General features: G+C 62.4%; 23 protein-coding genes and 7 tRNA genes. 4 read left to right on the top strand and 26 right to left on the bottom strand.

What is annotated here, in order from left to right; genetic code table 11:
- Nucleotides 1-86 precede the first annotated feature (86 nt).
- The 11 genes from ACF8RA_RS22385 to gltX form a co-directional block, all read right to left on the bottom strand.
- Entirely contained in the window at nucleotides 87-1,058 is a 972-nt protein-coding gene (locus tag ACF8RA_RS22385; protein WP_176685747.1) for a tRNA-dihydrouridine synthase, read from the bottom strand.
- Between the two features lie 51 nt (nucleotides 1,059-1,109).
- Entirely contained in the window at nucleotides 1,110-1,544 is a 435-nt protein-coding gene (locus ACF8RA_RS22380; protein WP_003247186.1) for a thioesterase family protein, read from the bottom strand.
- Between the two features lie 104 nt (nucleotides 1,545-1,648).
- The gene (locus ACF8RA_RS22375) at nucleotides 1,649-2,530 is read right to left on the bottom strand and encodes an alpha/beta fold hydrolase (RefSeq protein ID WP_392487631.1); all 882 of its coding nucleotides are present in this window, start codon (nucleotides 2,528-2,530) and stop codon (nucleotides 1,649-1,651) included.
- A gap of 15 nt (nucleotides 2,531-2,545) precedes the next feature.
- Complete coding sequence (locus ACF8RA_RS22370; RefSeq protein ID WP_176685749.1) at nucleotides 2,546-3,085, bottom strand: TetR/AcrR family transcriptional regulator; 540 nt, start codon at nucleotides 3,083-3,085, stop codon at nucleotides 2,546-2,548.
- Nucleotides 3,086-3,256: 171 nt separating this feature from the next.
- A tRNA-Glu gene (locus ACF8RA_RS22365) sits at nucleotides 3,257-3,332 on the bottom strand.
- A gap of 42 nt (nucleotides 3,333-3,374) precedes the next feature.
- Nucleotides 3,375-3,450, bottom strand: a tRNA-Ala gene (locus ACF8RA_RS22360).
- Between the two features lie 61 nt (nucleotides 3,451-3,511).
- A tRNA-Glu gene (locus ACF8RA_RS22355) sits at nucleotides 3,512-3,587 on the bottom strand.
- 42 nt (nucleotides 3,588-3,629) lie between these two features.
- Nucleotides 3,630-3,705 (bottom strand) — tRNA-Ala (locus ACF8RA_RS22350).
- Between the two features lie 51 nt (nucleotides 3,706-3,756).
- Nucleotides 3,757-3,832, bottom strand: a tRNA-Glu gene (locus ACF8RA_RS22345).
- 72 nt (nucleotides 3,833-3,904) lie between these two features.
- Nucleotides 3,905-3,980: transfer RNA gene (locus ACF8RA_RS22340), tRNA-Ala, on the bottom strand.
- 280 nt (nucleotides 3,981-4,260) lie between these two features.
- Nucleotides 4,261-5,742, bottom strand: a complete 1,482-nt coding sequence (gene gltX, locus ACF8RA_RS22335; RefSeq protein WP_010952995.1) for a glutamate--tRNA ligase — start codon at nucleotides 5,740-5,742, stop codon at nucleotides 4,261-4,263.
- A 143-nt stretch (nucleotides 5,743-5,885) separates the two neighbouring features.
- On the opposite strand from gltX, the gene ACF8RA_RS22330 reads away from it, so the two are divergent.
- The gene (locus tag ACF8RA_RS22330) at nucleotides 5,886-6,941 is read left to right on the top strand and encodes an HlyD family secretion protein (RefSeq protein ID WP_392487630.1); all 1,056 of its coding nucleotides are present in this window, start codon (nucleotides 5,886-5,888) and stop codon (nucleotides 6,939-6,941) included.
- Between the two features lie 49 nt (nucleotides 6,942-6,990).
- Nucleotides 6,991-8,481, top strand: coding sequence for an MDR family MFS transporter (locus tag ACF8RA_RS22325; protein ID WP_176685756.1), 1,491 nt, complete (start codon nucleotides 6,991-6,993; stop codon nucleotides 8,479-8,481).
- A gap of 127 nt (nucleotides 8,482-8,608) precedes the next feature.
- Here ACF8RA_RS22325 and uvrB read toward each other — a convergent pair whose 3' ends face one another.
- Complete coding sequence (gene uvrB / locus ACF8RA_RS22320; protein WP_176685751.1) at nucleotides 8,609-10,624, bottom strand: excinuclease ABC subunit UvrB; 2,016 nt, start codon at nucleotides 10,622-10,624, stop codon at nucleotides 8,609-8,611.
- 284 nt (nucleotides 10,625-10,908) lie between these two features.
- Here uvrB and ACF8RA_RS22315 point away from each other — a divergent pair, with 284 nt between their 5' ends.
- Together ACF8RA_RS22315 and ACF8RA_RS22310 are read left to right on the top strand one after the other, a co-directional pair.
- Nucleotides 10,909-12,105: an amino acid aminotransferase gene (locus ACF8RA_RS22315; protein WP_176685752.1), complete on the top strand. Its 1,197-nt coding sequence runs from the start codon at nucleotides 10,909-10,911 to the stop codon at nucleotides 12,103-12,105.
- Nucleotides 12,106-12,167: 62 nt separating this feature from the next.
- Nucleotides 12,168-12,243: transfer RNA gene (locus ACF8RA_RS22310), tRNA-Asn, on the top strand.
- A gap of 211 nt (nucleotides 12,244-12,454) precedes the next feature.
- Here the strand turns inward: ACF8RA_RS22310 and ACF8RA_RS22305 are convergent.
- From ACF8RA_RS22305 to plsX, 14 genes are all read right to left on the bottom strand, one after another.
- Complete coding sequence (locus tag ACF8RA_RS22305) at nucleotides 12,455-13,015, bottom strand: DUF1285 domain-containing protein (RefSeq protein WP_392519582.1); 561 nt, start codon at nucleotides 13,013-13,015, stop codon at nucleotides 12,455-12,457.
- Nucleotides 13,016-13,025: 10 nt separating this feature from the next.
- Nucleotides 13,026-13,631 (bottom strand): DUF4823 domain-containing protein, encoded by a 606-nt coding sequence (locus tag ACF8RA_RS22300; RefSeq protein WP_176685754.1) that lies wholly within the window; start codon nucleotides 13,629-13,631, stop codon nucleotides 13,026-13,028.
- Between the two features lie 66 nt (nucleotides 13,632-13,697).
- Entirely contained in the window at nucleotides 13,698-14,666 is a 969-nt protein-coding gene (locus ACF8RA_RS22295) for a GTP 3',8-cyclase MoaA (protein ID WP_392487629.1), read from the bottom strand.
- A gap of 257 nt (nucleotides 14,667-14,923) precedes the next feature.
- A complete protein-coding gene (locus ACF8RA_RS22290; RefSeq protein WP_021784990.1) occupies nucleotides 14,924-15,559 on the bottom strand; it encodes a TetR/AcrR family transcriptional regulator in 636 nt (211 codons plus the stop codon).
- Between the two features lie 483 nt (nucleotides 15,560-16,042).
- Nucleotides 16,043-16,825: a TatD family hydrolase gene (locus tag ACF8RA_RS22285; protein WP_392487628.1), complete on the bottom strand. Its 783-nt coding sequence runs from the start codon at nucleotides 16,823-16,825 to the stop codon at nucleotides 16,043-16,045.
- 30 nt (nucleotides 16,826-16,855) lie between these two features.
- Nucleotides 16,856-17,842 carry a DNA polymerase III subunit delta' gene (locus ACF8RA_RS22280; protein ID WP_392462101.1) on the bottom strand — a complete coding sequence of 329 codons (987 nt, stop codon included), beginning with the start codon at nucleotides 17,840-17,842 and terminating at the stop codon, nucleotides 16,856-16,858.
- Entirely contained in the window at nucleotides 17,835-18,467 is a 633-nt protein-coding gene (gene tmk / locus ACF8RA_RS22275) for a dTMP kinase (RefSeq protein ID WP_176685463.1), read from the bottom strand. The genes ACF8RA_RS22280 and tmk overlap by 8 nt, the downstream gene beginning before the upstream one ends.
- A 9-nt stretch (nucleotides 18,468-18,476) precedes the next feature.
- Nucleotides 18,477-19,667: an endolytic transglycosylase MltG gene (gene mltG / locus ACF8RA_RS22270; protein ID WP_176685462.1), complete on the bottom strand. Its 1,191-nt coding sequence runs from the start codon at nucleotides 19,665-19,667 to the stop codon at nucleotides 18,477-18,479.
- Between the two features lie 4 nt (nucleotides 19,668-19,671).
- A complete protein-coding gene (gene pabC, locus ACF8RA_RS22265) occupies nucleotides 19,672-20,487 on the bottom strand; it encodes an aminodeoxychorismate lyase (RefSeq protein ID WP_209964427.1) in 816 nt (271 codons plus the stop codon).
- Complete coding sequence (gene fabF, locus ACF8RA_RS22260; RefSeq protein WP_010952938.1) at nucleotides 20,487-21,731, bottom strand: beta-ketoacyl-ACP synthase II; 1,245 nt, start codon at nucleotides 21,729-21,731, stop codon at nucleotides 20,487-20,489. The genes pabC and fabF overlap by 1 nt, the downstream gene beginning before the upstream one ends.
- Nucleotides 21,732-21,918: 187 nt before the next feature.
- On the bottom strand, nucleotides 21,919-22,155 hold the full coding sequence (gene acpP, locus ACF8RA_RS22255; RefSeq protein ID WP_021784983.1) for an acyl carrier protein: 237 nt from the start codon (nucleotides 22,153-22,155) through the stop codon (nucleotides 21,919-21,921).
- Between the two features lie 203 nt (nucleotides 22,156-22,358).
- Nucleotides 22,359-23,099 (bottom strand): 3-oxoacyl-ACP reductase FabG, encoded by a 741-nt coding sequence (gene fabG, locus ACF8RA_RS22250; RefSeq protein ID WP_003247160.1) that lies wholly within the window; start codon nucleotides 23,097-23,099, stop codon nucleotides 22,359-22,361.
- Between the two features lie 15 nt (nucleotides 23,100-23,114).
- On the bottom strand, nucleotides 23,115-24,053 hold the full coding sequence (gene fabD, locus ACF8RA_RS22245) for an ACP S-malonyltransferase (RefSeq protein WP_129933675.1): 939 nt from the start codon (nucleotides 24,051-24,053) through the stop codon (nucleotides 23,115-23,117).
- Nucleotides 24,054-24,180: 127 nt separating this feature from the next.
- Nucleotides 24,181-25,191, bottom strand: coding sequence for a phosphate acyltransferase PlsX (gene plsX / locus ACF8RA_RS22240; RefSeq protein ID WP_339444543.1), 1,011 nt, complete (start codon nucleotides 25,189-25,191; stop codon nucleotides 24,181-24,183).
- Nucleotide 25,192: the final 1 nt, after the last annotated feature.

Here is a 25,192-nt window from a genome sequence, read left to right as displayed (position 1 = left end):
CGCTGAGCGGCGGGTGGAGATTGGCCAGCAGGGCCGGCCCTTTCGCGGGTAAACCCGCTCCTACAGGTGCAGTACCAGAGACCTGCTCAGGCGACGCAAGCCTCCAGGGCTTGAGCCTCTACCCCCAGCAACCGGCTGATCCGCGCGCAGTCATCTTCCCGGCGCAACTCGGCAAACAACACCACCGCTTCAGGGTAACTGCGAGTCAGCATCGCCAGCCACTGCTTCATCCGCCCCGGCGCATAACGCGGCGACAATTTGGCCTGAGCCTGACACCAGAACTCACGCAACAGAGGCAACAAGTCCTGCCAGCTCATCGGCTGATAGTCGCGCCCGTCCCGCGCCGCTGCAATCTGCAGACCCAGGTCCGGGCGCGATACCAGCCCACGCCCGAGCATGATGTCTTCAGCGCCACTGACCTCGCGGCAACGCCGCCAGTCATCAACCGTCCAGATCTCGCCATTGGCGAACACCGGCACCTTGACCACATCCTGTACCCGCGCCACCCACTCCCAGTGCGCTGGCGGCTTGTAGCCCTCAACCTTGGTCCGCGCGTGCACCACCAGATGTGCCGAACCGCCCTCGGCCAGCGCCGTGGCGCACTCCAGCGCCCCGTCGGGGCTGTCAAAGCCCAGGCGCATCTTCGAGGTCACCGGGATATTCGCCGGTACTGCACGCCGCACCTCACGCACAATGGCGTGCAGCAACTCTGGCTCTTTGAGCAGTACCGCACCACCTCGCGACTTGTTCACTGTCTTTGCCGGGCAACCGAAGTTCAGGTCGATCACCGGCGCCCCAAGCTCGCAAGCCAGTGCGGCGTTTTCCGCCAGGCATACCGGGTCCGAACCCAGCAATTGCACACGCATGGGCACACCGGAAGCGGTGCGCGCGCCCTGGCGCAGCTCAGGCGCCAGCTTGTGGAACGAGGACGCCGGCAACAGACGGTCGCACACGCGAATGAACTCGGTGACGCACCAGTCGATACCGCCCACGCGGGTCAATACGTCGCGCAGGATGTTGTCGACCAGCCCCTCCATGGGGGCCAGGGCAATTTGCATGTCGGGGTCTCAGCGGAAAAAGCCGGCAGTTTAACAAAAATTGCCGGCGACTCAGGCACCGATCAGCGCCGGACCGTAACCCTCGACGAATTCCGCCGGCATGCGCCTGGGCTTGCCGCTGGACAGCTCGATGCAGGCAAAGGTGGTTTGCGCGCGCAGCAGTGTCACACCATCGCGCGGGCGCTTGAGCTGAAAACGCCGGGTCATGCGCAGGCGCTGGTCCCAGTCAATGATCCAGGTGGCCAGTTGCAGCTCGTCGTCCTCATAGGCAGCGGCCAGGTAGTCGATTTCGTGGCGCACCACGGCCATCGCCCGGTCAAGGCGCCGGTATTCGGCCAGGTCCAGCCCCAGGCGCTGGGAATGGCGCCAGGCGCAACGCTCAAGCCAGGTCACGTAGACCGCATTGTTGGCGTGGCCAAGGCCGTCGATGTCCTCGCTGCCGACGCGCAGGTCGATGACGAAGGGTGTTGCCAGGTCCCAGCTCATTTTCGCTTCCTTGGCGCAAAAGGCGATTTAGCAGCGATCTGCGGGGCAATGTCCAGCCCCCTTGAGCCTGAGGCAGTCGTTAGAGGGGCGGGCTTGCCCGCGAATCAGACACCGCGGCGGATGGCCCCGGCGGCGATGCCGATATTCGCCGCTGAAGCCGCGCCGACACTGACCGCCTCAGCCCGAGCCAGCAATTCGAGCACGGCTTCACTCAGCCGCGGGTCGGCCAGCACTCGCTGGTGACCACCCTCTTCCAGCAGCATCAGCCGGCTGTCGAACCAGGCCTTGTGGATGACATGTGCCTCATCTGCGGACACGAGAGCATCATCGGCAGCATGCACCACCAGCCCCGGCAGCTCCAGCTGGTAACCCGTGACATCCAGCCGCGCAATCTGCATGCCCACATCGCGCTCGATCTGGCGAATGAACGCTGCCCGTGCCCGGGCTGGCAGCCCCAGGCGATGGGCAAAACCACGCAACACACCGAGCAACCGCGCCGGCGCTGCAATGCTGACAGCCGCCTCTGTACGCAGCCCCATCTGCAAAGCCAGCAGCACGCTCGCCCCACCCATGGAATGGCCAATGACTGCACGCAAGGGCGGCAACTCAGCCGCAGCCTCAAGCAGCGCCCGGGCAAACAGCACCACATTCGCTTGCTCGCCAGGCGAACGACCATGCCCAGGCCCTTCCAGCGACACCACCGTATGCCCCGCCTGAACCAAGGTCTCGATCAAGGCGGCAAACTGCGTCGGGCGCCCCTCCCAACCGTGCATCAGCAGCACGGTCGGCCCTTGACCCCAGCGCAAGGCAGACAGACCGAAGCGCAGCGTAATGCGCTCGGCGCTGGCCAGCACAGGCAGCTCCCAATCCCGCGGCGGCAGGTTGCGCGGAGTCATGAAGGCTCGGCGCATCTTGCCCGCGACATGCTCGGGGGCCAGGCGGCCCAAGGTGCCATTGACACCGCGAATCCAGCTCAGGGTGGTCATCGCCATGCTCCAGGTTTAAAGCACCGCCGATTTGGCGGCGCGCAGAATACGGTCAGACAGGTCACTGGTCCCCAAGGCCCGGGCCAGCGCCAGCCCCCCAACCATCAGGGCCAGGTCGGCCAGCGCTTTGTCGGCATCCTCAGGGCGGTCAACCATCGCGGCAGTCATCAACTCGATGTGCTCGGCCAGCACCTCGCGGAAGACCTCCGGCAGGCGCTGCATTTCGCCCAACGCGTTAGGCAGCGGGCAAGCATGCACTTCGCAGTCCCGGTGCTTGCGCGAGAGGTAGAAGGCGCCAGCCAGCGCTCGCCGCCCGGCGCCATCGAGACTGGGGTCGATCTGGGCGAGCAAGGCTCGGCGCTCACCCAACAATTGGCGGAACGCCTCGAGCATCAGCTCGTCCTTGCTGTCGAAGTGTGCGTAGAAGCCGCCGACGGTCAGGCCTGCCGCACCCATCACCTGGCTGACGCTGGGCTCGGCCGGGCCGTGCTGGATCAGCGCAGTGCGCGCAGCCTCCAGAATGCGTTCGCGGGTTCTGCTCTTCTTGTCGCTCATCGGGCACGCACCAAACAAAATATGATGACCGAAATATTATTCTCATCATATTTTTTGGCAAGCAGAACCTGCGACCGCTTGTCGGAGGGAAAATTATTGGGGAAGGAAAAAACAAAAGGCCCATTCAATAAGCGAATGAGCCTTTAAAGTCCCGCAAAACGCGGGTAAACGTGGCGTCCCCTAGGGGACTCGAACCCCTGTTACCGCCGTGAAAGGGCGGTGTCCTAGGCCACTAGACGAAGGGGACGTAACCTTCGCGAAGATCCACTCGTGTGAACCCTGGCAGAAATGGTGGAGCTAAGCGGGATCGAACCGCTGACCTCCTGCATGCCATGCAGGCGCTCTCCCAGCTGAGCTATAGCCCCGAAACAAAAGGCTCATCAATAATCGACGAGCCTTTTTAAGCCCTGCAAAACGCAGGAAAAGTGGCGTCCCCTAGGGGACTCGAACCCCTGTTACCGCCGTGAAAGGGCGGTGTCCTAGGCCACTAGACGAAGGGGACGTAACCTTCGTGCCGATCCGCTAACGCGAACCGCGGCAAAATTGGTGGAGCTAAGCGGGATCGAACCGCTGACCTCCTGCATGCCATGCAGGCGCTCTCCCAGCTGAGCTATAGCCCCGGATTTCTAGCCTCGCGGCCCAGCGACATACCAACATCGCTTGTGTAAAACTGGCGTCCCCTAGGGGACTCGAACCCCTGTTACCGCCGTGAAAGGGCGGTGTCCTAGGCCACTAGACGAAGGGGACGAACCTTCTTACCTTCAAGACCCGGTTGCTGGACCCGGTCTTGCTTATCAGCCTTGGCTGCTAAGCGGAATTTGGTGGAGCTAAGCGGGATCGAACCGCTGACCTCCTGCATGCCATGCAGGCGCTCTCCCAGCTGAGCTATAGCCCCACAATGTCGCTTTGAACTGAACCGCTGGCTGGGTGGCTAGCGTTTCGTTTTCGTTCATCGCTGTGGACGGGGCGCATATTAAGATCGGATTGCAGGGCTGTCAAACTAATTTTCAAAAATATTCAAAAAATTTTTCACAGATAACAATCACTTACCGCCCTGCCCCGGTTTTTTGGGGCTTAGTTGGCCTGTGGGAGCGGGCGTGCCCGCAAATGCGGTATTGAATTTACCATTGCATTCGCGGGCACGCCCGCTCCCACAGGTTAGGTGCAAAGCTGAATCAGGCAATGGAAGCCAACAGCTTTTCCCACTCTTTGTTTTCTTTCTTCGACACCCCACCCAGCAGGTCCAAGGCCTGGCGCAGGCGGTAGCGGGTCAGGTCGGGACCGAGGATTTCCATGGCGTCCAGCACCGAAACCGAGCTGGCCTGGCCGGTGATGGCGGCGAACATCAGCGGCATGGCGTCACGCAGCTTCAGCTCCAGCGCCTCGACCACGGCCTGGATGCAACCGGTGATGCGCTCTTTTTCCCACTGGCGCAGGCTTTCAAGCTTCCACAGGATCAGCTGGATCACCTGGCGCACCTGGTCGGCCGACAGTTTCTTGCTTTCGAACAGCTTGGCGTCCAGCTTGAGCGCGCCTTCGAAGAAGAACCCGCCCAACGGGGCAACCTGGCTGAAGGTTTCTACCCGGCCCTGCACGTGCGGGGCAATCTTCATCATGTAGTCGCTGTTGAACGCCCATTTCTGCAGGCGTGCGGCGAATTCCTCTACCGGCAGCTCGCGCAGCCACTGGCCGTTGAGCCAGGACAGCTTCTCGATGTCGAAGATCGGGCCGCCCAGCGAGATACGCGACAGGTCGAAGTGCTCGACCATTTCGGCCAGCGAGAACTTCTCGCGCTCGTCAGGCATCGACCAGCCCATGCGGCCAAGATAGTTGAGCATCGCTTCAGGCATGAAGCCCATGCGCTCATAGAAGGTGACCGAGGTCGGGTTCTTGCGCTTGGACAGTTTGGATTTGTCCGGGTTGCGCAGCAGCGGCATGTAGCACAGTTTGGGCTGCTCCCAGCCGAAGTACTCGTACAGTTTGATCAGCTTGGGCGCCGATGGCAGCCACTCTTCCCCACGCAGCACGTGGGTGATGCCCATCAGGTGGTCGTCGACCACGTTGGCCAGGAAGTACGTCGGCAGGCCGTCGTTCTTCATCAGTACCTGCATGTCCATGCGGTCCCACGGGATCTCGACATCGCCGCGCAGCATGTCCGGTACCACGCAGATGCCTTCGCTCGGCACCTTCATGCGGATCACGTGCGGCTCGCCAGCGTCCAGGCGGCGCTGCACTTCTTCGGCGCTCATCAGCAACGCACGGCCATCGTAACGCGGGGTTTCGCCGCGGGCCTGCTGCTCGGCACGCATCTGCTCCAGCTCTTCGGCGGTGCAGAAGCAGTAGAAGGCGTGGCCGGCGTCTACCAGTTCCTTGGCGTACTTGGCGTAGATTTCGCCACGCTCGCTCTGCCGGTAAGGGCCATGCGGGCCGCCGACATCCGGGCCTTCGTTCCATTCGATGCCAAGCCAGCGCAGAGCGTCGAAGATCTGTTGCTCCGACTCGCGCGTGGAGCGCAGCTGATCGGTGTCTTCGATGCGCAGGATGAACTCACCGCCGTGCTGCTTGGCAAAGCAGTAGTTGAACAGGGCGATGTAGGCAGTGCCGACATGGGGGTCGCCGGTAGGCGATGGCGCAATACGCGTGCGTACGGTGGTCATGGAGAGTCTCGAACGAAAGATGAAACAAAGGCGGGATGTTAGCAGGAGGCGGGCACCGGGCTCCAGCAATGGCGCGAACGTCACTTGTCGACAGGCCCGGCGCCGCTGTTAAATTTGTTTACATTTCTGGAACGATAGTCCCCATGCCTGCCCAACTCAAACGCCGCCTGACGATCTTCTTCACCCTGGTGGCCATCATTGCCCTTGCCTTCCTGGCCCACTGGTACTTCAAGGGCCGCTTCTACGAAAGCACCGACAACGCCTACGTGCAGGGCGAGATCACCCGTATCTCCAGCCAGCTCGGCGCACGTATCGAAACAGTGCCGGTCGAGGACAACCAGCACGTCAGCAAGGGTAGCTTGCTGGTGCGCCTGGAAGCCGCCGACTTCGAGCTGGCGGTCGAACGCGCCCGTGCCGCCCTGGCCACCCGCGAAGCCGAGTATGCGCAAGCGCAAAGCCGCCTCACCCAACAAGGCAGCCTGATTGCCGCCGGCCAGGCCCAGTTGGCGGCCACCCAGGCCACGTTCGACCGCTCGCGGCTGGACCTGAGCCGCGCGGAGAAGCTGCGCAAACCGGGTTTTGTCTCCGAAGAGCGGGTCACTACCCTGTCGGCGGACAGCCATGTCGCCGGCTCCCAGGTCGACAAGGCCCGCGCCGACCTGCAAAGCCAGCGTCAGCAGGTCACGAGCCTGAACGCCGAACTCAAGCGCCTCGATGCGCAAATCGCCAATGCCCGCACCGACCTGGCCCAGGCCGAGCTGAACCTGACCCGCTGCGAAATCCATGCACCGATCAGCGGCACCATCGGCCAGCGTAGTGCGCGCGATGGCCAGGTGGTGCAGGCCGGTGCCTACCTGCTGTCGATCGTGCCGGATGAAGACATCTGGGTGCAGGCCAACTTCAAGGAAACCCAGATCGGCCGCATGCACCCCGGCCAGCGCGCAGAGCTGCTGTTCGACAGCTACCCAGACACACCGATCGAAGGCCGGGTGGACAGCCTGTTCGCCGCATCCGGTGCGCAGTTCAGCCTGCTGCCACCGGACAACGCCACCGGTAACTTCACCAAAGTTGTGCAGCGCATCCCGGTAAAACTCACGTTCCGCGCCGACAACCCGTTGCATGGGCGTATTCGCCCCGGCATGTCGGTGACCGCCACTGTCGACCTGCGCAGCGAAGACGAAAGCCACAATGGCCGGTGACCAACTGCTCCGCCCCACGGCGGAGCCAACCCGGCGCGACTGGATCGCAGTGATGAGCGTGATGCTCGGCGCCTTCATGGCAGTGCTGGACATCCAGATCACCAACTCCTCGTTGAAGGACATCCAGGGCGCCCTGTCGGCGACCCTGGAAGAAGGCTCATGGATTTCCACCTCTTACCTGGTAGCGGAAATCATCATGATCCCGCTAACAGCCTGGTTGGTGCAGCTGCTGTCGGCGCGGCGCCTGGCAGTGTGGGTATCCGGCGGCTTCCTGCTGTCGTCGCTGCTATGTTCGATGGCCTGGAACCTGGAGAGCATGATCCTTTTCCGCGCCCTGCAGGGCTTCACCGGCGGCGCGCTGATCCCGCTGGCCTTTACCCTGACCCTGATCAAGCTGCCCGAACACCACCGCGCCAAAGGCATGGCGATGTTCGCCATGACCGCCACTTTCGCCCCCTCCATCGGCCCCACCCTGGGCGGCTGGCTGACCGAGAACTGGGGCTGGGAGTACATCTTCTACATCAATATCCCGCCGGGCCTGCTAATGATCGCCGGCTTGTTATACGGGCTTGAGAAGAAGGAGGCGCACTGGGAGCTGCTGAAAAGTACCGATTACGCCGGGATCGTCACCCTCGGCCTTGGGTTGGGCTGCCTGCAGGTGTTTCTCGAGGAAGGCCATCGCAAGGACTGGCTGGAGTCGCACCTGATCGTCGGCCTGGGCAGCGTTGCCCTGGTCAGCCTGATCACCTTCGTCATCCTGCAGTTTTCCAAGCCACACCCACTGATCAACCTGCGCATCCTCGGCAACCGCAACTTTGGCCTGTCGAGCATCGCCAGCCTGGGCATGGGCGTGGGCCTGTACGGGTCGATCTATCTGCTACCGCTGTACCTGGCGCAGGTACAGGGTTACAACGCCTTGCAGATTGGCGAGGTGATCATGTGGATGGGGATTCCGCAGCTGTTCCTGATCCCGCTGGTGCCGCAACTGATGAAGGTGATATCGCCCAAGGTACTATGCGCGCTGGGGTTTTGCTTGTTCGGCGCTGCCAGTTTCGGTTCGGGGGTGCTCAACCCGGACTTTGCCGGGCCGCAGTTCAACCATATCCAGATCATCCGCGCCCTGGGCCAGCCGATGATCATGGTGACCATCTCGCTGATTGCCACCGCGTATATCCAACAACAGGATGCCGGGTCCGCGTCGAGCCTGTTCAATATTCTGCGTAACCTCGGTGGCGCGATTGGTATTGCCTTGCTGGCCACCCTGCTGGATGCGCGGACCAAGGTGTATTTCGACTACCTGCGCGAATCGGTGGTGCCGAGCAACCCGCAGGTGGCTGAGCGGCTGGCGCAATTGGCGGAACGGTTGGGCAGTGACAATGCAGCGCTGGGCAAACTTAGCGAGATTACCCACCAACAGGCCATGATCATGGCGTACAACGATGCCTTCCACTTTGTCGGAATTGGGTTGGCGGTGAGCATGGTGGCGGTGTTGCTGACCCGCAAGTTGCCGGAGGGGCTGAAGGCTGGGGAAGCCCATTGAGGCTATTACAGATTAGATGCGGTCCCTGTGGGAGCGGGCATGCCCGCGAACACCGGCGCAGCCGGTGCCAGCCACCGCGTTGAATTCTTCGCGGGCACGCCCGCTCCCACAGGGCCCGCGCCCGGCTTCAGCTGCTAATCAACCGCTCCCGCAGCTGCGCAATCTCGTCACGCAACTGCGCCGCAGCTTCGAACTCCAGGTCGCGGGCGAACTGCATCATTTTCTCTTCCAGCTGCTTGATGCGCTTGGTGATCTCGCCCGGCGTACGCAGTTCGGCCTCGTAACGGGCGCTCTCCTCCGCCGCCTTGGCCATGCCCTTGCGCTTCTTGCTGCGCGCACCGGGCACGGTGGCACCCTCCATGATGTCGGCGATGTCCTTGACCACGCCCTTGGGCACGATGCCGTTGGCTTCGTTGAAGGCGATCTGCTTCTCGCGGCGGCGCTCGGTTTCGTCGATGGCTCGCTGCATGGAGCCTGTTACGTTATCGGCGTACAGAATGGCCCGGCCATTGAGGTTACGTGCCGCGCGGCCAATGGTCTGGATCAGGGAGCGCTCGGAACGCAGAAAACCTTCCTTGTCCGCATCGAGGATGGCCACCAGCGACACCTCGGGCATGTCCAGGCCCTCGCGCAGCAGGTTGATGCCCACCAGCACGTCGAAGGTGCCCAGGCGCAGGTCGCGGATAATTTCCACCCGCTCCACCGTATCGATGTCCGAGTGCAGGTAGCGTACCCGCACGTCGTGGTCGGCCAGGTAATCGCTGAGGTCCTCGGCCATGCGTTTGGTCAACGTGGTCGCCAGCACTCGCTCGCCTGCCGCGACACGCTTGCGGATCTCGGACAGCAGGTCGTCGACCTGGGTCAACGCCGGGCGCACCTCTACCTGCGGGTCGACCAGCCCGGTCGGGCGCACCACCTGCTCCACCACGCGCCCGGCATGCTCAGCCTCGTAGGGGCCCGGGGTGGCCGAAACGAAAATGGTCTGCGGGCTGACATCCTCCCACTCGTCGAAACGCATCGGCCGGTTGTCCAGCGCTGAAGGCATGCGGAAGCCGTACTCGACCAGGGTCTCCTTGCGTGAACGGTCGCCCTTGTACATGGCACCGACCTGCGGAACGCTGACGTGGGATTCGTCGATCACCAGCAGCGCATCGGGCGGCAGGTAATCGTAAAGGGTGGGCGGCGGCGCCCCGGCCGGGCGCCCGGACAGGTAACGCGAGTAGTTTTCGATGCCGTTGCAGTAGCCCAGTTCGAGGATCATCTCCAGATCGAAGCGGGTGCGTTGCTCCAGGCGCTGCGCTTCGACCAGCTTGTTGGCCTTGTGCAGGTATTCCAGACGCTCTTTCAGTTCGTCCTTGATGCCCTCCACTGCTTCCAGCAGGGTTTCCCGCGGGGTGACGTAGTGGCTCTTGGGGTAGAAAGTGAAACGTGGCAGCTTGCGGAAAACCTCACCGGTCAACGGATCGAAAGCGGCGATGTTCTCCACTTCATCGTCGAACAGTTCGATACGGATGGCTTCCAGATCCGATTCGGCCGGGAAGATGTCGATCACGTCGCCGCGTACCCGGAAAGTGGCACGGGCAAAGTCCATTTCGTTGCGGGTGTACTGCAGGTCGGCCAGGCGGCGCAGCAGCGCGCGCTGGTCGAGCTTGTCGCCACGGTCCACGTGCAGGACCATTTTCAGGTAGGTCTCGGGGCTGCCCAGGCCGTAGATGCACGACACAGTGGTCACGATGATCGCGTCACGCCGCTCCAGCAGCGCCTTGGTCGCCGACAAGCGCATCTGCTCGATGTGGTCGTTGATCGAGGCGTCCTTCTCGATGAAGGTGTCTGACGACGGCACGTAGGCTTCTGGCTGGTAGTAGTCGTAATAGGAAACGAAGTACTCCACCGCGTTATTGGGGAAGAACGCCTTGAACTCCCCGTACAACTGCGCGGCCAGCGTCTTGTTGGGCGCCAGCACCAGCGTCGGGCGCTGCACCTGCTGGATGACGTTGGCAATACTGAAGGTCTTGCCCGAGCCAGTCACCCCGAGCAGCGTCTGGTGCGACAACCCCGCCTCGATGCCTTCGACCAACTGGCGGATAGCCTCGGGCTGGTCGCCGGCCGGCTGGAAACGTGTGACGAGCTGGAACTCGGACATGAAGGACCTCGCGGTGCAGCAGCTGTAAATTTAGCCAGTAGTCTATACCCAAATGCGCCCGTTCGGGGGCGCTTTCAAGGCACAGGAGTGGGCGTGTGCAACGGTGGACACGGCAATTGGACCAATGGTCGAAAAATATTTGCGCAAATAGCCCTAAAAGCTGCGCCAGAGTGTCGCGGTGACCGGTCGGTATCACTATACTGACTCCCCGTTTGTGCACCGCTTCAGTGCATTCGGCTGGAGCGTGTACGCCCTATCACACTCCAATCAGAGCCAAGGTAACAATGAGCCTGTTTTCCGCTGTCGAGCTGGCACCCCGCGACCCTATTCTGGGCCTCAACGAAGCATTCAACGCCGACCCACGTACCGACAAGGTCAACCTGGGCGTAGGCGTGTATTGCAATGAGGAAGGCCGCATTCCGCTGCTGCGCGCCGTGATCGAAGCCGAAACCCAGCGTGCCGCCCAGCACGCTTCGCGCGGCTACCTGCCGATCGACGGCATCGCCACCTACGACCAGGCTGTGCAGAAGCTGCTGTTCGGCGCCGAGTCGCCACTGCTGGCCGCTGGCCGCGTGGTCACCGTGCAGGCCGTCGGTGGTACTGGCGCGCTGAAGATCGGCGCCGACTTCCTCAAGCGCCTCTCGCCAAACGCCGTGGTTGCCATCAGCGACCCGAGCTGGGAAAACCACCGTGCGCTGTTCGAATCGGCCGGCTTCCCGGTGCAGAACTACCGCTACTACGATGCGCCGACCAACGACGTCAACCGCGCTGGCATGCTCGAAGACCTCAACGCCCTGCCGTCCGGCTCGATCGTGGTGCTGCACGCCTGCTGCCACAACCCGACGGGTGTCGACCTGAACCTGGACGACTGGAAGAACGTCCTGGAAGTGGTCAAGGCCAAGGGCCACGTGCCGTTCCTCGACATGGCCTACCAGGGCTTTGGTGACGGTATCGCCGAAGACGCCTTCGCCGTGCGCCTGTTCGCCGAGTCGGGCCTGGAGTTCTTTGTTTCCAGCTCGTTCTCCAAATCGTTCTCGCTGTACGGCGAGCGCGTCGGCGCACTGTCGATCGTCACCGCCTCCAAGGACGAGAGCACCCGCGTGCTGTCGCAGGTCAAGCGCGTGATCCGCACCACCTACTCCAACCCGCCAACCCACGGCGCAACCATTGTTGCCACCGTGCTGAACAGCGCAGAGCTGCGCCAGATGTGGGAAACCGAACTGGCCGAAATGCGCGAGCGTATCCACGGCATGCGCAAACAGATGGTATCGCTGCTGGCCGAATACGGTGCCAACCGCGACTTCAGCTTCGTTGGCCGCCAGGTCGGCATGTTCTCCTACTCGGGCCTGACCGTTGAACAGGTCGCCCGCCTGAAGAACGATTTCGGCATTTATGCCCTGGACACCGGCCGTATCGCGGTGGCCGCGCTGAACCAGAGCAACATCCACGTGGTGACCAAAGCTATCGTGGAAGTGCTGTAACTCATTGTTTTGCCTGGGGGTGGGTTGACTTCTCCCGGGCAATCAGTAAGATACGCGCAGATTCCGCGATAGCTCAGTCGGTAGAGCAAATGACTGTTAATCATTGGGTCCCTGGTTCGAGTCCAGGTCGCGGAGCCAGACATTGAAGAAGCCCCCGGATGCGCAAGCAACCGGGGGCTTTTTCGTTGCGCTGAAATTATTGGCCAGCAACGGTGAACGGCGGGCGGAGATTGGCCAGCAGGCCCGGCCCATTCACGGGTGACCCGGCGCCAACGGCCTGTGCCGAATCACCAATGCGTGTGCAGGACCGGGTTTACCCGCGAAGAAGCCGGCATCGCCAACAGAGGCCTCAATCACTGCGCCCGATCGGGTAAAACTCCCCCCGGCTCCACACCCCAAGCCATTCCTCACCATCGATCACACGCGGCACCGCCAGCTCCACCAGTTGGTAAAACACATTGCGATGTATCAGCGCCTCCAGGTTGCTGCGCATCAGCACATACGGTGATGGCTCCTGCGTCACCGGGTCGATCACCACCCGCAGGGGGTTATCCGGCCCGGCCTCGACCTGGTCCTCGACATTGCTGGTAAAGCGCAGCACCTGCTGTTCGCCTTCCCCCTGCACTTCCAGCAGCACGGCCACGAACGGCGCATCGTCGACACGAATGCCGACTTTCTCTACCGGGGTGATCAGGAAATAGTCATCGCCATCGCGGCGAATGATGGTCGAGAACAGCCGCACCATCGGCTTGCGCCCGATCGGCGTGCCCAGGTAGTACCAGGTGCCATCACGGGCGATGCGCATGTCGATGTCACCACAGAAATCCGGGTTCCACAGGTGCACCGGCGGCAGCCCCTTGGCCTTGGGGATCTGCGCCAGAAGGTCATTGGCCTTGCCGGAGTCACTCATCACGCTTGCCTCATTCACTCATGCCCAGGAGACTACGAGCGTACTCGCGCATCGGCGCGCCAAGCAAATCCTCCGGGGTGTTGTCGTGGAACGTCAACAAACCGCCACGGCTCTTGATGCGCGCGGTATCGATCAGGTAGCGGGTATTGGTTTCTATCAGCATCATCTGCACCACGCCAGTGTCCCAGCCCAAGCGGTCGACGGCCTGCTCGTCATACCACTCGTCACCATTGCCGATGCGATCGTCGGTACGCGCGAAGCGGGTGTACAGCAGGTAGTCGGCGCCTACCGAGCGCGCCTGGGCAATGGCCTCTTCCAGGCCCAGCGGGCCCTGGGCGCGACGCACCATCGGGAAGTATTCGACAAAGCTCTTGAAGGCCTGCTGGGCCACTGCATTCTGCCGAGGCACCGGCCCCTTGCCCGGCGGCACGAACGCACCTTGGCCAATGAAAATGAATGAATCAGGCTGCAGGCGGATCGACAAGGTGCGACGGGTTTCGCTGTGGTCCAGCAGACCGGCATCGCTCATGTGATAGCGGACACCCTCGCCCATATCACTGACATTCATGCAGCCGCCCAGCGCCATCAGCGCCAGCAGCAAGACCAGGCTACGCATCTTTCCTCCAGTGGCCGGCGACGAAAAACCGGCGAATAGCCGGCGGATGCAGCTTTTGCGCCAGCTTCAGCCACCGATCACTTTCATGACCGTCACGCCGCCGGAAAAGGCCAGGTCCTGTTTGTCTGCCAATGCCTTGACCAACAACCGCTGCAAGGCCGGCAACGCCTGATGACGCGGCTTTTCCAGCAGGTCGCCGACGAAGTGCCGGTTACCAGACGACAGGCAGCCATGCAGCCAGCCCGTGGAAGACAGGCGCAGCCGCGAGCAGGTACGGCAAAACGGCACGCTTTCGTTGGCGATAACGCCAAAGTGGCCCCTGCCGGGAATGTGGTAACGCATGGCAGTGGCGTCCAGCGGCGCATCCACCTGGGCGTAGGCATACTGGCCACCGATCAGCGCAAGCAGTTGGTCGAGGCCGACAAACTGTTGGAGAAAGGCGTTACGATCGTGGGCCAGGTGCCCCATGCGCATCAGTTCGATGAAGCGCAGTTCGAAGCCGCGCGCGAGGCAGTAATCCAGCAGCGGCAGTACCTGATCGAGGTTTTTCCCTCGCATCGGCACCATGTTGACCTTGATTCGCATGCCCAGGGCGCTCGCCCGCTCCATTCCGTCCAGCACAGTACCCAGGTCGCCGCCACGGGCAATCTGGCGGAAAGCCAGGGGGTCGAGGGTGTCGAGGGAAACGTTCAGCCGACGAATCCCGGCCGCCTGCAGTTGCGACAACTTGCGCGCCAGCAACTGGCCATTGGTGGTCAGCGAGATGTCGTCAAGGTCGAGTTTGGCCACGGCAGCCAGAAAGGCATCCAGACGCGGGCTAACCAATGGCTCACCGCCAGTAATGCGCAGGCGCTCGATACCGGCAGCTTCGATCAGGTAGGCCACGCCACGGGCCAAGGCATCCGCTGACAGCTCGTCCTGCGCCGCCACCAACCGCTTGCCGTCAGGTACGCAGTAGGTACAGGCGTAGTTGCAGGCAGCCGTCAGGCTGACGCGCAGGTTACGAAAGCGCCTGCCTTGACGATCGACAATCATGAATGACTCCGGCATGGATGAAGGGGCTGGCAAAACCTGACTCATAAATCAGGTTTTTGCAAGCCCCAATGAACAATGCCGAATGTTCAAGCGATAGCCGAACGCTTCAGACTGCGCTGCCGAGTAGAGAACCCACGACGCAGTACTTGTGGGAGCGGGCGTGCCCGCGAAGAATCAAACGCAGTGGCTGGCACCGGCTGCGCCCGTGTTCGCAGGCGCGCCCGCTGCCACAGGGCCCGCGCAGTTCCGTGCAATGCTCAGTTCGAGGGTTCCGGGTCGCGCTTGCGCTTGTTGCCCATCCGCACGCCAATATCCATCAGGAACTGGAAGAAGCCTTCCTGATCCTCCAGCACATTGCTCCAGAATGGCGAGTGGTACAGCGCTACAGCGCCGTGCACCAGCGCCCAGGCAGCGCAGTAATGGAAATACGGTGGCACGTCTTCGAGTTTGCCTTCACTGATACGGCCCTTTATCAACAGGGTCAGGCGATCGAAGTTGGAAGCACGGATGCTGTGCAACTGCTCGACCATTTCCGGCACCTGGTTGCCCTTGACCACCTTTTCTTCAAGGCGGTCGAACAGCCGGTAGCGCTGCGGGTCGCGCATGCGGAACTCGAAGTAGGCGCGCGACAGGGCTTCCTTGTCACGGTCGACGTCGGCCGAGTGCAACAGCTCGTTCAGGTCACGCTCGTAATCGAGCATCAGGCGAAGGTAGATCTCCGCCTTGGACTTGAAGTGCTTGTAGATCGTGCCTTTGCCGATGCCCACGGCGTCGGCGATCATCTCGACAGTGACGCTGTCTTCACCTTGCTCGAGAAACAGCTTGAGCGCGGTATCGAGGATTTCCTGTTCGCGACGGCGAAACTCACGGACCTTACGAGGTTCTTTCTGCATGGGAAGGACTGGATGACAATCGAAGCGGTTTATTATGCCTAACTTGCGGGAAATTGCACGGATCATCCACACATGTCTGTGTTTCACGATGCATACTGCCATGCGCTGCGGGAGGAATGAAACGTTGGCGTATTCCAAATCTGTTTAAAAAACGTCCACTATGCACTGGCACTGCGCCAAACCTGACCAATACTTGAAGTGTTGGCGCGGCGCATCCCCCCCAGTGGCGCGCCGATAAAGGTGCTCAGGGACCGCGTACCTTTGTTTTACTCCTAATGGTCTTAACCCGGATTCCTCCCCCAGAACCCGGGTTTTTTTTTGTGTTTTTGTGGGGAGGATGGTGTGACGGCTGTCAGGTGCGTGACGCAAGATTTTCAGCGCCTGTGAGATCGAGCGCCGCGCGGGCGGCGCTCGATCTCACAGGCGCTGCAAGGGCTGTGGCAGGCACCTTGTGACCCTCACGCAATCTCCAACCCCGGTGAATCAATCCACACGCGCCAACGGGAACAGCCGCTTGAAGTTGGCGGTAGTCTGCTCGGCCAGTTGCTCATAACTGGCCCCACGCAGGGAAGCCACATACTCCGCCACCTCCCGCACATACTGCGGCAGGTTCGGCTTGCCCCGGTGCGGAATCGGCGCCAGGTACGGCGAATCGGTCTCTACCAGCAGGCGGTCGACCGGCACCTGCCGCGCCACTTCACGCAACGCATCGGCATTGCGGAAGGTCACGATTCCAGACAGCGAGATGTAATAGCCCAGGTCCAGCGCGGCCTTGGCCATGTCCCAGTCCTCGGTAAAGCAGTGCAGCACGCCAGCCTGCGGCAGGTTGGCCTCACGCAGCAGCGCCAGGGTATCGGCGCGCGCCGCCCGGGTATGCACGATCACCGGCTTGCCAGTCTGCCTGGAGGCCTCCAGGTGCAGGCGGAACGAGGCCTGCTGGAGCTCCGCAGCCTCCGGCTCGTAGTGGTAATCCAGCCCGGTTTCACCAATCGCCACCACATGCGGGTGGGCCAATTCGCGCAACAGCCATTCCAACGCCGGGGTTTCGCCAGGGGCCAGGTCCAGCGGGTGCACGCCCACCGAGCAATCGACGTCAGCGTACTGCTCGCTCAGCGCCTTCACTGCACCCGCATTCTCGGCACTGACGCCAATGCACAAGAAATGCCCAACCCCACGCTCACGCGCCGCCTGCAGGGCAGCATCAAGGGAGCCCTGGTGGGCACTGAGGTCAAGACGGTCGAGGTGGCAATGGGAATCTACGAGCATGGGATAACGGCACACATGAAAGATGGAAAATCAGCGGGCACCCGGCAGTTGCAGCCAGTGAGCCAGCAGCGATTCAAGCAACAAGGCACGGTTGAGGTTGGCCTTGCCCAGCACCTTCTGGCGCTGCTCGAGGATCCATGCCTGCACCTCCAGCACCTTGGTCTGGCGGCTCTTCTGCGCCAGGTACTGCACGACCTTGCGCATATCGGCCAAGCCTAACCCTTCCTCGTCCTGGGTCAACTGGTAGCGCAGGATCAGGTGCGACCAATCGCAAAACCAGTCGAACAGCAGTAACAACGGCACACCGCTCCAGGCATCGGCCAGCTGGCTGGGCGATTGCTGCTGCTTGAGCAGCTTCTTCACCCCGTCAGTAACCAGCGCACGTTGCTCGCGCACACCCTGCGCCTGCAAGTTGACCGCCATCAATGGCGAACCCGCGGCCAGCGTCAGCAACTCATCGCGCTCGACCTCGTCGCAGTCGGGTAACGCGCCAGCCAGCCATGCCTGGCTCTGGGCCAGGCTGGGCTGCGGACAGACGACCTGCTGGCAGCGGCTCTTGATCGTCGGCAACAGGCGGCTGGGCTGGTGCGTAACCAGCAACAACACGGTATCACCGGAAGGTTCTTCAAGGCTTTTGAGCAGGGCGTTGGAGGCGTTGACATTCATCGCCTCCACCGGCTCGATCAACACCACCTTGCGCCCGCCCAGCTGCGCGGTTTGTACCACAAAGGCCACCAGTTCACGGACCTGGTCGACCTTGATCGGCTTGTCAGCCTCCTCAGGCTCGAGGACGAAGTTGTCCGGGTGGCTGCCGGCCTTGAGCAACAGGCACGACTTACACGCCCCACAAGCGTCCAGGCCCTGCGGCTGTTGGCACAACAGGCGCGCCATCAGACGCTCGGCCAGGGCCCGCTTGCCAATACCCTGCGGCCCATGCAGCAGATAAGCGTGGGCGTGCCGGCCGCGACCGGCCAGTTGCTGCCACAGCGCCTGCTGCCAAGGGTAGGCCTCAGCCACGGCAACGCTCCAGAATGCCTGGCAGCAGTGCATCAATGTCACGCTGCACAGCCTCCAGGGATTGTGCTGCATCGAGCAAGCTGTAGCGCTGTGGCGCACCCTGGGCGCGCTGCAGGTACGCCTGGCGCACCGCTTCGAAGAAGGCCTGTCCTTCCTGTTCGAATCGGTCCAGGCGGCCACGGGCGGCGGCTCGGGCAAGGCCGACTTCTACCGGCAGGTCGAAGACCAGGGTCAGGTCCGGGCGCAGGTTGCCCTGGACGAACTGCTCCAGGGCAGCGATACGCTCGACCGACAAGCCACGACCGCCGCCCTGATAGGCATAGGTAGCGTCCGTGAAACGGTCACACAGCACCACAGACCCGCGGGCCAGCGCCGGACGGATCACCTGCGCCAGGTGTTGGGCGCGAGCGGCGAACACCAGCAGCAGCTCGGTGTCGGCCGCCATGCCTTCGTCGCTCGGGGCCAGCAACAGTTCACGCACCTTTTCCGCCAGCGGCGTGCCGCCTGGCTCACGGGTCAGCACCACGTCCAGGCCGTGCTCGCGCAGGCGCGCGGCCAGGTAGTCGCGGTTGGTGCTCTTGCCCGCACCTTCGGGGCCTTCCAAAGTAATAAACAAGCCGCTCACAGGCAGTCCTTAATGTTGTTCGTCAGGCATCGGCCGCTCGGCCGCTTGCGCACCGCCGACAGGGGCATCCTGCGCAGGCGCTTCCTCGGGAGCGGGCTCAGGGCGCTGCGCGTCATCGGCGCCCGACGCCTGCTCGGCATCATCGGCACTTGGCTTTGCCTCTTGCTGCGGCGCGGGGCTGGAGCGGTAGTCCGACCGGCGCTTGAGCTGGAATTCGCGCACCGCCGAGTTGTGGCCGTCGAGGTCGTCGGAGAACACATGGCTGCCGTCGCCGCGGGCGACGAAGTAAAGACTGGTGCCATTGGACGGGTTCAGCGCCGCATGAATCGCCTCGCGGCCAACCATGGCGATCGGGGTCGGCGGCAGGCCGGTCATGGTGTAGGTGTTGTAGGGCGTAGGCTCGCGCAGGTCGGCGCGGGTGATCTTGCCGTTGTAGCGTTCACCCATGCCATAGATAACCGTCGGATCGGTCTGCAGCATCATACCCAGGCGCATGCGCCGCACGAAGACGCCGGCGATCTGCCCGCGCTCCTGCGGAATGCCGGTTTCCTTTTCGACCAGAGAGGCCATGATCAGCGCCTGGTAAGGGTCACGATACGGCAGGTCTGTGGAACGCTCGGCCCACTCCTTGGCCAGCACTTCGTCCAGGCGCATGTAGGCCTGCTGCAGCAACTCGACATCGCTCATACCCCGCACGAAGCGGTACGTGTCGGGGAAGAAGCGGCCTTCGGGGAATACGCCGGTATGGCCGAGCTTGTCCATGACCTCGGCATCCGACAAGCCATCAAGGGTATGCTTGATCTTTTCATGCTTGGCCACGGCCGCGCGCACCTGGCGGAAGGTCCAGCCTTCGACCAGAGTGAGGTTGTACTGCACCACGTCGGCACGGCGCCAGGCGTCGAACAGCTGCTCGACGGTCATGCCTGGGGTAAGACGGTACTCGCCGGTGTGCAGGGGGGTGCCGGCCATGTTGAAGCGCCAGTACAAACGCAACCAGACGGCATCGTCGAGCAACCCTTCTCGTTGCATGCTGTAGAACATGCGGTTGGGGTTGGTGCCATTGGGCACATCGAGCAGGCGTTCCTGCGTGACGTGCAAGGGCTGCTCCAGGACCGAGTTGACCTTCCAGGCCGACCAGCCAAACGCCAGGCCGGCAAGGATCAAGCCCATCTCCAGCAACAGCAGGAATTTACGTCTCACGAATTCAGGTTTCCAGTAACGTACGGGCAACGGCCTGCAGTTTACGAGTGAGCGGGCCTGGCGACCAGTTTAACGCGGCTACGCCACACACAGGCCAAATGCCGTAAACGCTATTGCAAACAAATACTTCATCTGCTTGCTCCAGCGCGTCGAATGACAGGTCGCAGACTTGTACCGCAATACCCAGCAGCGGGGCCTGTTCCAGCAGTGCGGCACGCATCACTCCCGCCACACCGCAACGGCTAAGGTCGGCAGTAAGCAGCACGCCATCACGCACCAGAAACAGATTGCTGTATACCCCTTCGATCACCCTGCCCTGCGCGTCACGCATCAGGCCTTCGGCATGGCCGCTGTCCTGCCATTCGGCACGGGCCAGCACCTGCTCCAGGCGGTTGAGGTGTTTGAGGCCGGCCAGCAGTGGTTGTTCCCCAAGCCGGGTCTGGCAAGGGAACAAGCGCACGCCATGCTCGGCATGCTCGGCAGGATAGCGGGGTAATGGGCTGCCTTGCAGGATCCGCCGCGGAGCGGCATCGACAGCGGGCGCATAGCCACGCTGGCTATCGCCACGGGTCAGAATGAGTTTGACGACACCCTCGCCCAACTGGCTGGCATAGCGCAGCAACTCGTCGCGTACCAGCGCCAGGTCGGCGTTGATTGCCAGGCGCTGGCAGCCCAGTGCCAAGCGTGCGAGGTGGCCGTCCAGCAAGCTGGGCCGAGCGCCTCGCACAGCGATGGTTTCGAACAGGCCATCGCCGTAGGCCAGGCCGCGGTTCTGCAGGTTGAGTGCAGTCGCCGGCTGGCCGTCGATCCAGCTGTGCATCAGCCGGCAAACCGGCGGAATACCAGCGAGCCGTTGGTGCCGCCAAAGCCGAACGAGTTGGACAGCACCACGTCGATCGGCATGCTGCGCGCCTGGTGGGGAACGAAGTCGAGGTCACACCCCTCGTCCGGCTCGTCCAGGTTGATGGTCGGCGGGGCCATCTGGCTATTGATGGCCAGCACGCTGAAGATCGCCTCCACCGCGCCCGCGGCGCCCAGCAAGTGACCGGTCATCGACTTGGTCGAGCTGACCGCCAGCTTGTAGGCATGCTCGCCGAACACGCGCTTGATCGCCGCCACTTCGGCCACATCGCCCGCCGGGGTAGAAGTGCCGTGGGCGTTGATGTAGCTGACTTCTTCCGGCTGGATACCGGCATCGCGCAAAGCGTTGGCCATGCAGCGGGCAGCGCCCTCGCCAGAGTCGGGTGGCGAGGTCATGTGGTAGGCGTCGCCGCTCATGCCAAAGCCAACCAGCTCTGCATAGATAGTCGCACCGCGGGCCTTGGCGTGCTCCAGCTCCTCGAGCACCAGGGCTCCGGCACCGTCGGACAACACAAAGCCGTCACGACCCTTGTCCCACGGCCGGCTGGCCCGGCTGGGTTCGTCGTTGCGGGTGGACAACGCGCGCGAAGCGCCAAAACCGCCCATGCCCAGACCACAAGCGGCCATTTCGGCGCCACCAGCGATCATCACGTCAGCTTCACCGTAGGCGATATTGCGCGCGGCCATGCCGATGCAATGGGTGCCGGTGGTGCAAGCGGTGGCGATGGCGTAGTTCGGCCCCTGCAGGCCCAGGTGGATCGACAGGAAACCGGAGATCATGTTGATGATCGAACCCGGCACGAAGAACGGCGAAATGCGGCGCGGCCCCGAATCGTGCAGGGTGCGGCTGGTTTCTTCGATGTTGGTCAGGCCACCGATGCCCGAGCCCATGGCCACGCCAATACGCTCACGGTTGGCGTCGGTGACCTCCAGGCCGGCATTACGCACCGCCTGGAAACCGGCCGCCAGGCCGTACTGGATGAACAGATCGAGTTTGCGGGCCTCTTTGGCCGACAGGTACTGCTCAACCTCGAAGCCTTTCACCGAGCCGCCAAAACGGGTGGAGTAGGCAGACAGGTCCGTGTGTTCGATCGGACCAATGCCACTGCGGCCAGCCAGAATGCCCTGCCAGGTGCTCGGTACATCGGTACCCAGTGGCGACAGCATACCCATACCGGTGACCACGACGCGTCTACGCGACACAGTACTCTCCTTTTCTAATAACAGAGTCTCTTGCCATTGCATTCAAGCGCAGGAATGCAATGGCAACAGACTCTTGGTGCGCGGTGAACGAAGCGGCCTGAAGAATGCGAGGCGCTCGCAAAGAAAAAACCGCACGCCAGCGAAGGCAGTGCGGTTTTCCCCGACAAGTAGCGTCGACTGCAGCGTCTTAGGCCTGGTGGGCCAGGACGTAGTCGATAGCAGCTTGAACGGTAGTGATCTTCTCGGCTTCTTCGTCAGGGATTTCGGTCTCGAATTCCTCTTCCAGAGCCATCACCAGTTCAACGGTGTCAAGCGAATCGGCACCCAGGTCATCGACGAAGGACTTGGAGTTAGTCACTTCTTCTTCCTTGACGCCCAGTTGCTCGGCGACGATTTTCTTGACGCGTTCTTCGATGGTGCTCATACCTAGTTTTCACTCCTAATGGATATATGTCAGGCAGCTGGCCGGTGGCTAATTTTATAGAAAGACGTTCGCTTTTCAAGCGAAACGCACCTTCAGGCTAGTCACCACACCCGCTGCCTGGAATCTGGTTGCAGCTTTATAACGGATTTTAGGCTCGCAGTATGACTCTTTTTTTACGAAACCCGTCACATTGAGTTGCAGTATTACATGTACATCCCGCCGTTTACCGGCACGGTGGCGCCGGTCACGTAGGCTGCGCCGTCGGAAGCCAGGAACGAAACCACCTTGGCAATTTCGTCAGCCTGGCCAAGGCGGCCCAGCGGAATCTGGGTCTGCAGGGCTTCGCGCTGAGCTTCCGGCAGCTCGCGGGTCATGTCGGTATCGATGAAGCCCGGGGTCACCGAGTTGACGGTGATGCCACGCGAACCCACTTCACGCGCCAGGGCGCGACTGAAACCTTCCAGGCCGGCCTTGGCAGCCGCGTAGTTGGCCTGACCAGCGTTACCCATGGCACCGACGACCGAGCCGATGCTGATGATACGACCCCAACGTGCCTTGGTCATGCCACGCAGCACACCCTTGGACAGACGGTAGAGGCTGTTCAGGTTGGTGTCGATGACATCGAACCACTCGTCGTCTTTCATGCGCAGCATGAGGTTGTCGCGGGTGATACCGGCGTTGTTGACCAGGATGGCCGGCGCGCCGAACTGCTCGCCAATGGCGGCCAGTACTGCTTCAACGGATTCGGCACTGGTCACGTTCAGCTCCATGCCGGTGCCGGTGATGCCGTGCTCTTTCAGGGTGGCAGCGATGCGCTCGGCGCCGGACGCCGAAGTCGCGGTGCCGATCACGGTCGCGCCCTGGCGGCCCAGTTCGAGGGCGATGGCCTGGCCAATGCCACGGCTGGCGCCGGTGACCAGTGCAACTTTACCTTGCAGGCTCATGCAAGCTTCTCCAAATCAGGCCAGTGCCGCGCGGGTGGCAGCAACGGCGTCAGGGGTGTTGAGGTTGTAGGTGGTCACGCCGTCGGCGCAACGCTTGTTAAGGCCAGCCAGGACCTTGCCCGGGCCACACTCGACCAGGTTGACCGCACCGTTGGCGGCCAGGGTCTGCACGCACTCGACCCAGCGTACCGGCTGGTACAGCTGTGCCAGCAGGTCGTGCTTGAGGGCATCGAGGTCGGCGGCGACGGCAGCAGTGACGTTCTGCACCACCGGAATCTGCGGGGCCTTCCATTCGATGGCATTGACCGAATCGGCAAAGCGCTCGGCGGCCGGCTTCATCAGGGCGCAGTGCGACGGAACGCTGACCGCCAGCGGCAGGGCGCGCTTGGCACCTTTGGCCTTGCACAGCTCCATGGCACGGTCTACCGCTGCCTTGTTACCGGCGATGACCACCTGACCAGGCGAGTTGAAGTTCACGGCGCTGACCACTTCGTCCTCAGCGGCTTCGGCGCAGAGCTCCACGACCACGGCATCGTCCAGACCGAGAATGGCAGCCATGGCGCCATGACCGGCCGGTACGGCTTCCTGCATCAGCTGACCGCGGCGCTCGACCAGGCGAACGGCATCTTTCAGGCTGATGCTGCCTGCAGCGACCAGGGCGCTGTATTCGCCCAGGCTGTGACCGGACACGAAGGCAGGCTTGGCACCGCCCTCTTCCAGCCACAGACGCCACAACGCGATGGACGCGGTGAGGATCGCCGGCTGGGTCTTGTCGGTCTGGTTAAGTTGCTCTTCCGGGCCATCCTGGACCAGCTTCCACAGGTCGTAGCCGAGCGCTTCGGACGCTTCCTTGAAGGTTTCGATGATCACTGGCTTCTCGGCGCCGAGCTCGGCGAGCATGCCCAGCGACTGGGAACCTTGACCGGGAAAGACGAATGCGAGGGATGCAGACATTGAACAAGCCCTTATGATCTTGTCGTCGGATAGTGTGCGCCAGGCCCGAGGCCAAGCGCGGAATCTGAAAACTTGGATGAAAACACAGACCAAGCGGTCACATTTAAGCACTTCATCGGCGAAATGCCTAAGGCAACAAGTCTTCAAGGCGGCCGTGCAGCCGCTGCGGCAGGTTTTCCTGAATTTCGATCAGCGCCCGCTGGATGGCACTCTGAAACCCCTGCACGCCCGCAGAGCCATGACTCTTGATGACGATACCCTGCAGCCCCAGGAAGCTCGCCCCATTGTGCCGCGCCGGCGCCAGGTCGGCCTGCAGACGCCTGAGCAGCGGCATGGCCACGGCCCCGGCAATGCGGGAAAAAGCACCGCCCTTGAACAGTTTTTCGATGCGCGCACCGATCATCGTCGCCAGGCCCTCGCTGGATTTGAGCAGTATGTTGCCAACAAAACCATCGCACACCACCACGTCCGCCTCACCCCGGTACAGGCCATCCCCTTCGACGAAACCGACATAGTTGAGGCCGCGGGCGTTCTGCAACAGCGTGGCAGCCAGCTTGACCTGCTGATTGCCTTTGATGTCCTCGGTACCGATATTCAACAGTGCCACGCGTGGCCGGTGCACACCCAGGGCCTGAGCGGCCACCGAGCCCATTACGGCGAACTGGTAGAGGTTTTCGGCACTGCAGTCGACATTCGCGCCCAGATCGAGCAGTTGGCAGTAACCCGTCTGGGTCGGGATCGCCGCCACCATGGCCGGCCGATCGATACCCGGCAGGGTCTTGAGCACGAAGCGCGACAACGCCATCAGCGCCCCGGTATTGCCGGCACTGACGCAGGCCTGGGCTTTTCCGTCGCGCACCAGTTCGAGGGCGATGCGCATCGACGAATCCGGCTTGCCGCGTAACGCCTGGGATGGCCGCTCGTCCATACCGATTACCTCACTGGCGGCGACAATCTGCAGGCGCGCGCGATCCGCAGCTGGCAGGCCACTGACGAGATCTTCAAGGAGGGAGGGTTGACCGACGAGGGTCAGGTGGAGCGAGGGGGTAGCCGAAAGGCAGGCAATGCTAGCCTGGACAATGCTGCGGGGACCGAAGTCCCCGCCCATTGCGTCGATCGCGATGACCTGAGCGGACAAG

The organism is Pseudomonas sp. FYR_5 (assembly GCF_043106315.1).
In the GTDB taxonomy this organism is placed as follows: domain Bacteria; phylum Pseudomonadota; class Gammaproteobacteria; order Pseudomonadales; family Pseudomonadaceae; genus Aquipseudomonas; species Aquipseudomonas putida_Y.
The sequence above is the reverse complement of the archived record's forward strand: the minus strand, read 5'-3'. Positions and strand labels throughout refer to the sequence as shown.

Excerpts from the sequence above, each read along its gene's own strand:
- ACF8RA_RS22305 (WP_392519582.1), bottom strand. The coding sequence starts at position 13,015 with ATGAGTGACTCCGGCAAGGCCAATGACCTTCTGGCGCAGATCCCCAAG.
- ACF8RA_RS22380 (WP_003247186.1), bottom strand. The coding sequence starts at position 1,544 with ATGAGCTGGGACCTGGCAACACCCTTCGTCATCGACCTGCGCGTCGGC.
- fabD (WP_129933675.1), bottom strand. The coding sequence starts at position 24,053 with ATGTCTGCATCCCTCGCATTCGTCTTTCCCGGTCAAGGTTCCCAGTCG.
- ACF8RA_RS22370 (WP_176685749.1), bottom strand. The coding sequence starts at position 3,085 with ATGAGCGACAAGAAGAGCAGAACCCGCGAACGCATTCTGGAGGCTGCG.
- ACF8RA_RS22290 (WP_021784990.1), bottom strand. The coding sequence starts at position 15,559 with ATGCAGAAAGAACCTCGTAAGGTCCGTGAGTTTCGCCGTCGCGAACAG.
- pabC (WP_209964427.1), bottom strand. The coding sequence starts at position 20,487 with ATGCACAGCTGGATCGACGGCCAGCCGGCGACTGCACTCAACCTGCAG.
- ACF8RA_RS22385 (WP_176685747.1), bottom strand. The coding sequence starts at position 1,058 with ATGCAAATTGCCCTGGCCCCCATGGAGGGGCTGGTCGACAACATCCTG.
- ACF8RA_RS22315 (WP_176685752.1), top strand. The coding sequence starts at position 10,909 with ATGAGCCTGTTTTCCGCTGTCGAGCTGGCACCCCGCGACCCTATTCTG.
- ACF8RA_RS22330 (WP_392487630.1), top strand. The coding sequence starts at position 5,886 with ATGCCTGCCCAACTCAAACGCCGCCTGACGATCTTCTTCACCCTGGTG.
- ACF8RA_RS22295 (WP_392487629.1), bottom strand. The coding sequence starts at position 14,666 with ATGATTGTCGATCGTCAAGGCAGGCGCTTTCGTAACCTGCGCGTCAGC.
- uvrB (WP_176685751.1), bottom strand. The coding sequence starts at position 10,624 with ATGTCCGAGTTCCAGCTCGTCACACGTTTCCAGCCGGCCGGCGACCAG.
- ACF8RA_RS22300 (WP_176685754.1), bottom strand. The coding sequence starts at position 13,631 with ATGCGTAGCCTGGTCTTGCTGCTGGCGCTGATGGCGCTGGGCGGCTGC.
- acpP (WP_021784983.1), bottom strand. The coding sequence starts at position 22,155 with ATGAGCACCATCGAAGAACGCGTCAAGAAAATCGTCGCCGAGCAACTG.
- ACF8RA_RS22375 (WP_392487631.1), bottom strand. The coding sequence starts at position 2,530 with ATGACCACCCTGAGCTGGATTCGCGGTGTCAATGGCACCTTGGGCCGC.
- gltX (WP_010952995.1), bottom strand. The coding sequence starts at position 5,742 with ATGACCACCGTACGCACGCGTATTGCGCCATCGCCTACCGGCGACCCC.
- ACF8RA_RS22285 (WP_392487628.1), bottom strand. The coding sequence starts at position 16,825 with ATGCTCGTAGATTCCCATTGCCACCTCGACCGTCTTGACCTCAGTGCC.
- fabG (WP_003247160.1), bottom strand. The coding sequence starts at position 23,099 with ATGAGCCTGCAAGGTAAAGTTGCACTGGTCACCGGCGCCAGCCGTGGC.